Genomic DNA, 10,493 nt, shown 5'->3' with positions numbered 1-10,493 from the left:
CAATTCTATAATAGTTTATTAGCTAATAAAAATAAATATGAGAACTGTTGTCCAGAATATATTAGACAAGCTAAAGATTTTCTTAAAAAGAAAGATGAGTTGTTTACAAATTTTGAATCTTTAAATGTTTCCCCATTTATAAATAAAAATATTATAACAATTAAATATGATATTAAAAAAACATCTAAAAGAAAAATAATCGTTTTTAATGACGAAAGTGAAGAAAAAAATAATTCAAGTTTAGTTTCTTCAAAATCTACCATTACAACCGATGGAATAAAAGAGATTAACTCTTGGGAGTTTAGTCCATCTCAAACAGAAAAATTTCAAATAAGTTTATACGCTCCAGTAGTTTCTTCTCAAAATAAAGAAGAGTATTTTACATATGGTTTCTTGACTCTTAAAAATGGGAAAAAAACATTTGAATCAAAAAACATCATAAGACTAGCGAATGAAAATTCTCCATATTCTGCATTTGAAAAGATAGTTTTTAAAAATAATTTTTTTACAATTGAACAACACGGGGATATTAGTGATTATTCAATCTATGAATATTTAACTTTTAAATACGAAAATAAATTATTTTATCTTCATAAGTATAGTATTGAATTTACAAGTAAAATAGACCCCAACGAAAATATTCCTAGTAAAAATTGGACTAAAAAGGATTTTGGAGCTATTAAATTGGAAGATTTAACTGTAACTTTTTTAGAGAATCTTAGAAATAAAGAACCTATAAAGTAGTATAAAATTAATAGCCTATAGTTAAATAAAAGAATCAAGATTTTGACTATAAAAGTAATAAGGTCATTGACGTACTGAAAAGAAAAGCCCCAGCTAGTGAGAGTAAAATTCTCTTGCTAGTTGGAGGTATTCCTAAATTGATAAAAGAAAAATGTGTTTAAAAAATGAAGATGATTCTAAATGTAAATAAAATGAGAAAATTAGTACTTGTTCTTTCACTACTTCTAATTAGTTGTAAAGATTCTAAACCGCAAGAAACAAATGATTCTTTAAAAAATGTAGCAGCTGAGAATGCAAAATTAACTTGTGAAGATGTAATATATAGAATTGTAAAATCAAGTGATTTAAATTTAAAAGATTATAAAGATGATTATTTTGTAAGGATTGAAAATATTAAAAATGATTCAATAGATATCAAGGTATATGTTGAAAATAATTTATCGGATAATCCTAAAGAGAAGCAAATGGTTGAAAGTACAATTGCTTGGTTGACATTAAATGTTAACGATAATAAATTGTTTAATACAACTGCTGACCCAGATAATCCAATTGAATTAAATTTTGATAAAAAAATATTATCGGAGAATGATGTTTTTAGTTTGTGTCAAATAGTAAAAAAAGAAAAGAAGGGCTTTATCTCAAATCAAAACATTAAATATTCAATTCTACCTATTGATTTTGACGAGTATTATAGAACTTGTGTAAATCCATATGATAGTATAAAATGTAATAAGAACTATCCAAAATATTTTTATAGTGAAGACGATGCCATAGCTAAAGTTTTTGAAAATAAATTTCATCCTAGTGACTATATGTATCTTCCAAAGTTTAAAGATTATCAGCCAATTGTATTATGTAATACTGACTCTGATGTTGAGTCTTATGATTTAGTAATACTTAACAATAATAAAATAATTTCATCTTTAGAAATAGGAATAATGGATGGAGAATCTATTATGCAATTTAATATTTCAAAAGATTATGTTATCAATCTTTATAAAAAGAAAAATGCTACTCAAAAAAATGTTCTTTATAAGTCTTATGTTATAAATGCTAATGGTATTATAGAAGAACAAAAATAATGGTTTAGAAAAGTATTTTATTAGATTAATACTTGTTAAAATAATAAGATCATTGACGTATTGAAAAGAAAAGCCTCAGCTAGCAAGAATGCTTTTTTTGCTAGTTGGGGAAATTATGAATAAATAAAAATGTTATGAAATATTTAAAGATTGCTATTGTAATTATTTTTTTTACTTCATGTAGAAATAAAGAGATAAAAAAAGATATTGATTATGGCAACGATAACAAAAATGAAATTGTCAATAACAATATTCAAGCGGATTCAAAGAATATAATTGGTGTTTGGAATTGGAGATCAGATGATAAATCTCAAGAGTTTACAATAAAGATTAAGAAAATTGAGAAGGATTCGGTATTTGGACAATATTGTGCGGTTTATAATAATGGAAGCAAACTTGATTGTGATGTTGATGATATAAATAACATAAAAGGCTTAATTGTAAAGGATAAAATTCAGCTAAGTTTTGATAGTTTTTTTGGAGCTAAAAAAGGAAAAGCAGAAATTAAAATTTTTAAAAATTATATTGAGTGGAAAGTTATTAAATCACCTAAAGGAGAATACTACTCACCTAAATTAGCAACATTATATAGAAAAAGTAATAAAAATGAAACCGCTATATCTGAAAAGAAAGTGGAACTTCCTTTTGATTATGAGAAATATATGGATTTATGCTACTTGAAAGAAAATACAATATGCGACGAAAAATTCCCTTCTTATAAAAGTGATGAATTGTCATCAATAGTATTATTGATTAACAGTAAAATAAATAAAAATGCACCAGATATAATTTATTGCATAGATAATTTAGGTTTAGATTTTAGCACTTATGTTTTTATAATAAGAGATGAAGTACAGGATTATCTTTCAACAACTTATTTGATGAATGTGAGAGATAATAAAATTATAGCTAATCAATTAATTGGGCAGTATCCTGACGGAGAAGCTCCAGAAGATGTAGATATTGTTAGCAAGACATTTATTATTGATAAGGGGTTAATAGTTTCTGTTTTTGATAAAATTTATAAAAAGAAGAATAAGCTTTCGGCAAAATATATAGTCAATTCGGATGGAACTATACAGACTTATTAAACTGATTTGGCAAATTTTAAAATAATAAGTTCTTATGATTAAACGTAAAAAGATAAAATTATAAAGTGAGAAAATTAGTATTTGTTCTATTTCTGTTGAGCATAATAATATCTTGTAAATCAGAAGATAGTAGTGAAGGTTATATAGGAACTTGGTTAGAGGTTAAACAAAAAGGAAATGAATTTGTACTTGTAGATTGTGGCTATGACGGAGAAAGAATTGAAACTTCTAGAGATTCAATTTTTGAAAAAGGAATAATGGAAGATAGTAATATGAAAATCGACCATATAAAACAAAGCAATGATGGGATAAGTTTATTTACGGATAAATTAGAAAAATCATATTATAGATTTCAATGGATAGATAAAGATAAAGGCATATCTAAATGGGAAATTACATATGATGGATCGTCAACAGTTGTTAAATATTTTGTGAATAAATTGAATTTTAAAAGCATAAAAACAATTAAAGGAACAAAAGAGGATTGCATTACAAGTGAAGATGTTGGAGATTCAGTTAATGATTCTATGTAATATCATAAATCAAGGTTCTTCGGATATTAGGAACAATTAAGTAATCATAAAAATATTTAAAGTAAATAAATTGTAAGGTAAATATTTTCTGGATAATATGGGCTCATTGCGCGCCATTGCTTGTATTTAACCCAAATAAACTTATTTAATAAGTCTGGTTAATGCATTTTAGAATTAATAAAAAGTAAACAAATAATATAAAATGAAGATAAATTTTTCGGTACTCTTTTTAGTACTTGCTTTTTGTGTAAATGTTAATGCACAAGATATATCCATACAAGTTTTATCTGCTGTAGAGAAAGATAAAGTATTAGACAATGCCGAAGTAATGATTCAGCGTAATGGTGAATCATCTGCCAAAAGATTTACTAATGCTCAGGGAAGAACAACAATTAATGGAGGTTTTCAAGATGACTCGAATACCTTATTAATTATTAAAAAAGAAAATTATTCGAGCCTTGTGGTAAAATGCCCGTGTAATGATTTAACGTATGCATTGAGCCCAGTAATGAAAAATCTAGACGGAATGAGAATTGTTTTAAACTGGGGGAAATATCCCGAGGATTTAGATTCTCATTTAAGTTTTAAGGGTAATCATATATACTTTCAACACAAAAAAGGAAATATGGCTAACCTAGATGTAGATGATACGGATAGTTATGGCCCAGAAACGATAACGATTGAGAATAAAAAATTCGGAGAAAGCTATCATTATTTTGTTCACGATTATTCTAATAAAGAAGATATGAATTCGTATCAACTTTCGGCAAGTGGAGCAAAAGTATTTGTGTATGTAGGACAATCATTGGTTAAAACATATTACATACCAAAAAACAAAAAAGGCAATGTGTGGAATTTATTCAAAATAAATGAAAACGGAGAAATCATCGATATCAATACTATCATCTCAAAAACAGAACAAGAAGTAGGTATTGATGATTCATATAATGGAGATACTGAAGAAGAAGTATATGTATCTAATGAAGACAGAAAAAGAGCCCTTCAATTAAACACAAAAGGAGATTTAGCTTATCAGGCTAAAGATATAGATGGAGCTTTAAATTTTTATAAACAAGCCTTAGAATACAATCCAGTATTCGGACAAGCTTATGGGAATTTAGGTCTTATGTACATTAAAAAAGGATATAAAGCAGAAGCTATTTATGCCAACAGAAAAGCAATAACCTATGCCGCTGGTAATTCGATAAACACGACCAAAGCGAGTGCATATTATAACATAGCCAAGATATTCGAAAACGATAATGATTTTGAAGAGGCATTAAACTATTACAATCTTGCCAAAGACCTAAAAGAGAATGTTGTTTATGACAATGCAATAACTAGAGTAAAAAGTAAAATAAGAGGATAAGAAATAACAAAATTATATTTCCAATAAAAAATAAATAAAGAATTATGATAGAAAAATTGAATCATTTTCCCGTTAACTGGATTGATGGGATGAAGATAAACAAAAGTCATTTCTTATCGATGCAGGATAATGTTTCTGAATTGGTAAATGATGCAATCGGAATTCATACAACACCTATGAGTTATGGATTACTGGATTTGGGAAATCAGAACAGAGAATCGACAAAAATTACGTTAGGAATTGATAATCATAAACTACTTCGTGTACGTGTAGAAGAATGTCATGCCGTTACTCCAAATGGATCTAGAATCGAGATTAGTAAGACTAATACAGATACATTAGATCTTCAGGTTCCTTATCCAGAGGATACTTACCAAATAAAAGAAGGAGAACAATTAGAACTGTTAGCCTGTATATCGGTTAATTCTAAAAAAAGAATTCCGTTTGGAGAGCCAGATCCAGACGAAGTTCCGCCAAGATATCCGTATACACAACCAGAATATAAATTACACTTAATCAAGGCCGATGAGTTTCGATCAGGAATTGGATATGGAGGATTTTATTTGGCCATTGGTAAAGTTTTGGTAGGAGATACAACTGTTCTGGATGAGGCTTATATCCCGTCGTCAGTTACAGTAACCTGTCATCCAAAATTAGTCGATATGCAAGCACAAATTGCACGTTCGTTTGGACAGATAGAAATTTACTCTGTACAAATTTCTCAAAAAATTAATAGAGTTCAGCAAACAGGTGTTTTGGCACATACAATGATGGAATTGGCAGATAATACAGGATATTATTTAGGGAATTGTTTAACTCAATTTCGTTGGTTCTCTCTGCACCAGCATCCAGCAGCGATGTTAAGTACAGTCGTATCTTTTGCGAGAGTGATGAAAAACTTTATCGATTCGAAATCTGGAGCAGGAAAAGAAGAGTTACTAAATTATTTTGCAGAGTGGTGTGACATTTCGCAAGGAGATTTTGAAATACTGTTTACATCACTGATAAATACAGGTTACGATCATGTGCATATAGATAAAACAGCTGGCTTAACAATGAATTTTTTACAAAGAATAGAGAAGTTGTTTGAGACCTTGAGTAAGCTGGATTATATAGGGAAGAAAAAAGAAAATATCGAATTATTTGTTGCCGAAACAGACAAAAAAGATATTGTTCATAACCCAAAACGACATGGTTTCTTTATAAAAGACTAAACAAAATAACAGTAATATAAATTATGGAAGTATTAAACAAATCAGAACGCCAGAAAGCATTTATAGCTTTTCTAGTAGCTTTTATTCTAACTTTTACAGTAATGTTAATTGCAGTATCATTTAATTTTTATATGCCTATGGCCGAAAATAAAATGCTTAAAGCAGAGAATGAAATGATGAAAAGAGAATATGATTATCAAACTAATTTTTCGGTAAAAATTGATAGTGTACGAATGACAATTGACTCTATTAATTCGCCAAAAGTAGATAACGATTTTCAGCAACGTTTGGCAAATGTTATGATTGCCAATATCTATCAGAAAATTCCAAAAGATACTACTGAGAATAAAAAGCTATATAACAATGTGATTTTGGCATACAAGAACATTATTGATTATAAAAAACAAATTAGAAGCCTTACACATAACTCTCATTTAATAGATAGTTTGAATCAATCGGCTAAAACGTATAAAGAAGAGTTAGAAAAAGTAAGTAGAGATTTAGATGTTTGTCGTCAGATATATCAAAATCAATAATAAGAAATTAGAATAAAACGAATTAATAAACTAATCATTTAAAATTTAAAATTATGTTGTCAAATTATGGAATTGGAGGTAATGAAGTAAAATTAGATGCAGATGAAGCAATCATTGCAATCCCTCAAAACAGAACCCTTATTGCTCAAAAACTAACTGTAGATGCACCTGTTAAACCAGAATTGGTAGAAGGAATTACAAGTGTAGAGAAAGCATTCGAACATTTTAAGCCAGAAGTAAAAGTAAATTTTGAAACAGCAGATGGAGCAACGAAAGTTGAAGCATTAAAGTTTAAAAATTTAGGAGATTTTGGTGTAAACGGAATCACAGGACAGAGTAAATTTTTATCTGATTTGGAAACTGAAAAAGACCAATATCAAAAAATTATTCGCCAATTAAAATCTAATAAAATCTTGAAAGCAGCATTAGAAGATGCAGATGCTAAGAAAGCATTATTAGAAAGCCTTGGAACTCTAATTACTGAATTGAAAGAGAATAAATAAGAAATTTAAAAAAATATAGAAAGTATGTCAAATAAAGAAGCATATAAAAGTAATGACGTTGATACTGCAGTATTAGAACGCAAAGTAGTAACAGGAGGTTCTTCTATCGAGAAAAACGTTGAAAAACTAGCTAAATATGGTGGGTTTGATTTGTTAGAAATGTCTATTGAAGGAATTCAAAACCTAAATCCAGATAGAAAAGCAAGAAGAAAAATTTTCCTTGGAGAAGTAAACAAAGCCAAAGAAAGAGAAACACTTTTAAAAACATTAGAACTTTGGGCTTCGGTTTTAAGTAACAATGAGGCTTTGACTGATATGGTGGCTCAGAGTGAAGACAAATGCAAAGAGTCTGAAGTATTATTAAAAAAGAACTTAGTAAAAGCTGTTGAAGATACAAGAGAAATCGAAGCTGCATATAGAACTGTTGCTTTGTTTTTCAAAAATACTGAAACTGATAAAGTTAAAAATGTAACTATCGTAAATGCTGATTTAGAGCAATTAAAAGATCTTGATAATACTCGTTTTATTGATTCAATTCACGCAGAATTAGTAGATAATTACGATCGTTTAGATCTTAAAAATAACTACGGTATTCTTGTTATTCCTGGTTATTTAGGTTCAAACAAAGTAATCGAAAAATGGGCAAAAATTGCACATGAAAATAAAGTAATGTTAGTTACAGATTTCGAACATTTAGATGAACCGGATGATGTAATGGAAATGTTTGATGCAGCTGCTTTAACAGGTGGAGATGTATATCGCTCAAATGTAATCATGACTTGTAACTGGTTAGTAGGACGTGGAAGATTTGACCAAATTGGTGAAAACGAAGATTTACACATCGCACCATCTGCAGCACTTGCAGGAAAAATATACAAAACATTAATGTCTCAGGTTACTGCTGGTAAAAAATTCGGTGGAATCAATGAAGTTGATGGAGTTAAATTTGACCTTAAGAAAAGTGAAATTGCAAATCTTGAGAACTTAGGATTAGTTCCTATGGTAAATGAGTATGGTAAAGTAATGGCATTCTCTGCAAAAACTTTATTTAGCGGAGACAATTTAGGATTACAAACCTATTCAGTAGTTCGTGTTTTTGATTACGTGACTAAAGTATTAATGGATTTCCTTAACCGTCGTGCTTTCGAAAACTTTACAGCTAAGACTCGTAAAGAAATCATGAATCAAATCGTTGCTTTCCTTGATGGTATTACAGGTCCAGACAAATTGATTGAGAACTTCGAAATCAGAAGATTTGAGCAAGACCCAATCCAAAAGGATAGAATATATATGGATATCCATATGAAACCATATTTCCCGGCTAAAAATTTCCTTATAAAAATGGATGGTCATAAAGGAGATGATGGAACAGAATGGGATACAGATTACGAGCAAAAATAATTGTTCTATAGTAAATTCTAAAAAGGAAACACATAAGTTTTGTGTTTCCTTTTTTAAACAAAACATTGATCTTTTGAATGGTCAAACCAAATAATTCAAATTCATGAACGTACTTAAAATTTTACTTTTAATCGCATTATTTTCAATTTCAAGTTCGGCCGAGGCTCAAAAAATAAGAGCAATTGATACTTTAGATTGCCCTATTTCGCAAAATGAATTATTGCTTTCGGGTAAACTTTTTGCAAGTGCGACACCAATTTTGCTACGTGTTTTTAATGAAGATTATGAATATGCAGTATTTCAACTCGGGAAAAGAAGAAGTAGCATATACTTATATTTTAAAATCTTCACAGATAATGTGTGCGTAAAACAACAACAGCCATTGGAGATTTATTTTAAAAATGGCGAAATGTATATCTTAAAAAATTCATTTGCAGTAAACTGTGATGGGACAGCAGCTTTGGAACTCTCAAGGAGAGATATAAAGAAATTAATGGCTAATGATATTAATACCATCAAATTTTACACACTCAAAAGAGATTATGAGTTTAGCCCAAGTGCTATCGATAATAAAAACATAAAAGAATATTTAAAATGTTTGAAATTGTATAGAATCAGGAAAAGATAGAATGAGTTTATAATTTCATAATAGTACTTGTAAAAAGTATTCTTAAAATTAAAGTTTAATTTATTTAAAAATCTAAATATGCCAATTCCAGAATTAAATCTTTCATTAGGACTAACGGATAACGATGGTTCTGTTTTTTATGCCGGGAGTGGCGAGGGTAAAGTTATTGTTCGCACAGATTCTGCCTTGAAACAACATACTATTAGTATAACAATCTCTGAGCAACAAGTAGGATCAGTAAATTTAAAAACACATTTTAAAGGTGCCGAAATTCCTGCTGAAATTGAGATACCAACTTATCAGATGATTGTTACAGATGATAAAACAAACGAAAGAGAAATATATAAAGTTACTCGAGATACTTATTTCTTTAAAGAACAAACAACCAAAAAAGGATTATGGAGTTTCTTGGGATTAAAATTTTTAGCTACTAAAAATTTCCTATTCGAAAATATTCCTTTTGAACCTTTAAAAGAGGAGATAGAGACATTTGATATTTCTAGATATAGAAAATTAAATCATGATGTGCTTACTTATACCTTTCAAAACTCAGCACAAAACATACAAATATTTGCTGGAGACATAAATACACTTAAAGTCGAAAAAGGAACAAGTTATTTTGTTATAGTCGATGAAAAAAATGGACAACGATTTATAGGAGATATTCTATACCGAGAGAAGTTTTTAAAGCTTACGCCAAAAGTAAAGCTTCATGTAATTAAGAGAAAGCAAGTTTCGAAAGCTATGGAAACAAACAAGCAAGGACAAGCAGATAAGCTAATTTACATTTAAAAAGTATAAAATATGAAAGGAGCTTTTTATAAACTGCCTATAGACTTTAATGCAATAATTCAGAAAAAAGAGTTAGAAAAAACTTCTATCGAACATTCGATTGCTCAACAAGTAATATTGTTAGCAACAACCACTTTTGGCGAATGCAAATTTGATGAAACGTTTGGTTCTAAAATCTGGGAAATTGATTTTGATTTATTAATGAATGAAAATACATTAAAAGAAATAATTTCTAAAACGATGAAACAATCATTACTTCTTCATGAAGGAAGGATTAAAGTTAATGAGCTAAAAGTAGAGTTATCTGAGGCAAAATATGTAGTCGATGATGTGAGCAGAGCCAAAAAAAGAGTTGATATTATTATTGAAGCAACAATAAAAAGTACCAATAGAGATTTTGATTTTAGAGGATACTTTTTTGTAGGACCATTATCTTATAAATAAAAGTTACTCGTCTGAGTACTAAATACAAGGGTTTAGCGATGTTTTGATTGTTTAAATCTTAAAATATTAGCAATGTAAATAAAATTTTATTAAAAAATATATTATAATAAGATTTTTTTTATATATTTACAGGATAAATAAATAAATTAATAATTA

The 10,493-nt window shown here is 28.7% G+C and carries 12 protein-coding genes; all 12 read left to right on the top strand.

What is annotated here, in order from left to right:
* On the top strand, nt 1-744 hold a 744-nt coding region (locus IW20_RS26455; protein WP_035627588.1), incomplete at its 5' end, for a hypothetical protein.
* 191 nt (nt 745-935) lie between these two features.
* Nucleotides 936-1,826, top strand: coding sequence for a hypothetical protein (locus IW20_RS21865; RefSeq protein WP_123869458.1), 891 nt, complete (start codon nt 936-938; stop codon nt 1,824-1,826).
* Between the two features lie 134 nt (nt 1,827-1,960).
* Nucleotides 1,961-2,917 (top strand): hypothetical protein, encoded by a 957-nt coding sequence (locus tag IW20_RS21860; RefSeq protein ID WP_035627580.1) that lies wholly within the window; start codon nt 1,961-1,963, stop codon nt 2,915-2,917.
* A 95-nt stretch (nt 2,918-3,012) separates the two neighbouring features.
* The gene (locus IW20_RS21855) at nt 3,013-3,450 is read left to right on the top strand and encodes a hypothetical protein (RefSeq protein ID WP_035627578.1); all 438 of its coding nucleotides are present in this window, start codon (nt 3,013-3,015) and stop codon (nt 3,448-3,450) included.
* 202 nt (nt 3,451-3,652) lie between these two features.
* Nucleotides 3,653-4,819 (top strand): tetratricopeptide repeat protein, encoded by a 1,167-nt coding sequence (locus IW20_RS21850; protein WP_035627576.1) that lies wholly within the window; start codon nt 3,653-3,655, stop codon nt 4,817-4,819.
* 44 nt (nt 4,820-4,863) lie between these two features.
* Nucleotides 4,864-6,033 carry a hypothetical protein gene (locus IW20_RS21845; RefSeq protein WP_035627573.1) on the top strand — a complete coding sequence of 390 codons (1,170 nt, stop codon included), beginning with the start codon at nt 4,864-4,866 and terminating at the stop codon, nt 6,031-6,033.
* Nucleotides 6,034-6,056: 23 nt separating this feature from the next.
* Nucleotides 6,057-6,569 (top strand): type VI secretion system TssO, encoded by a 513-nt coding sequence (tssO, locus tag IW20_RS21840; protein WP_035627571.1) that lies wholly within the window; start codon nt 6,057-6,059, stop codon nt 6,567-6,569.
* A 53-nt stretch (nt 6,570-6,622) separates the two neighbouring features.
* On the top strand, nt 6,623-7,072 hold the full coding sequence (locus IW20_RS21835) for a hypothetical protein (protein WP_081912543.1): 450 nt from the start codon (nt 6,623-6,625) through the stop codon (nt 7,070-7,072).
* A 24-nt stretch (nt 7,073-7,096) separates the two neighbouring features.
* On the top strand, nt 7,097-8,473 hold the full coding sequence (locus IW20_RS21830) for a DUF5458 family protein (protein WP_035627567.1): 1,377 nt from the start codon (nt 7,097-7,099) through the stop codon (nt 8,471-8,473).
* A gap of 103 nt (nt 8,474-8,576) precedes the next feature.
* A complete protein-coding gene (locus tag IW20_RS21825; RefSeq protein WP_035627563.1) occupies nt 8,577-9,101 on the top strand; it encodes a hypothetical protein in 525 nt (174 codons plus the stop codon).
* Between the two features lie 78 nt (nt 9,102-9,179).
* Nucleotides 9,180-9,893, top strand: coding sequence for a hypothetical protein (locus IW20_RS21820; protein ID WP_035627560.1), 714 nt, complete (start codon nt 9,180-9,182; stop codon nt 9,891-9,893).
* Nucleotides 9,894-9,905: 12 nt separating this feature from the next.
* The gene (locus IW20_RS21815; protein ID WP_035627557.1) at nt 9,906-10,337 is read left to right on the top strand and encodes a GPW/gp25 family protein; all 432 of its coding nucleotides are present in this window, start codon (nt 9,906-9,908) and stop codon (nt 10,335-10,337) included.
* Nucleotides 10,338-10,493: the final 156 nt, after the last annotated feature.

Source organism: Flavobacterium hydatis (assembly GCF_000737695.1).
GTDB lineage: Bacteria > Bacteroidota > Bacteroidia > Flavobacteriales > Flavobacteriaceae > Flavobacterium > Flavobacterium hydatis.
The sequence above is the reverse complement of the archived record's forward strand: the minus strand, read 5'-3'. Positions and strand labels throughout refer to the sequence as shown.

What these genes read in the sequence shown, in the direction of transcription:
- IW20_RS21865 (WP_123869458.1), top strand. Translation starts at nt 936, where the DNA reads ATGAGAAAATTAGTACTTGTTCTTTCACTACTTCTAATTAGTTGTAAA.
- IW20_RS21860 (WP_035627580.1), top strand. Translation starts at nt 1,961, where the DNA reads ATGAAATATTTAAAGATTGCTATTGTAATTATTTTTTTTACTTCATGT.
- IW20_RS21850 (WP_035627576.1), top strand. Translation starts at nt 3,653, where the DNA reads ATGAAGATAAATTTTTCGGTACTCTTTTTAGTACTTGCTTTTTGTGTA.
- IW20_RS21845 (WP_035627573.1), top strand. Translation starts at nt 4,864, where the DNA reads ATGATAGAAAAATTGAATCATTTTCCCGTTAACTGGATTGATGGGATG.
- tssO (WP_035627571.1), top strand. Translation starts at nt 6,057, where the DNA reads ATGGAAGTATTAAACAAATCAGAACGCCAGAAAGCATTTATAGCTTTT.
- IW20_RS21835 (WP_081912543.1), top strand. Translation starts at nt 6,623, where the DNA reads ATGTTGTCAAATTATGGAATTGGAGGTAATGAAGTAAAATTAGATGCA.
- IW20_RS21830 (WP_035627567.1), top strand. Translation starts at nt 7,097, where the DNA reads ATGTCAAATAAAGAAGCATATAAAAGTAATGACGTTGATACTGCAGTA.
- IW20_RS21825 (WP_035627563.1), top strand. Translation starts at nt 8,577, where the DNA reads ATGAACGTACTTAAAATTTTACTTTTAATCGCATTATTTTCAATTTCA.
- IW20_RS21820 (WP_035627560.1), top strand. Translation starts at nt 9,180, where the DNA reads ATGCCAATTCCAGAATTAAATCTTTCATTAGGACTAACGGATAACGAT.
- IW20_RS21815 (WP_035627557.1), top strand. Translation starts at nt 9,906, where the DNA reads ATGAAAGGAGCTTTTTATAAACTGCCTATAGACTTTAATGCAATAATT.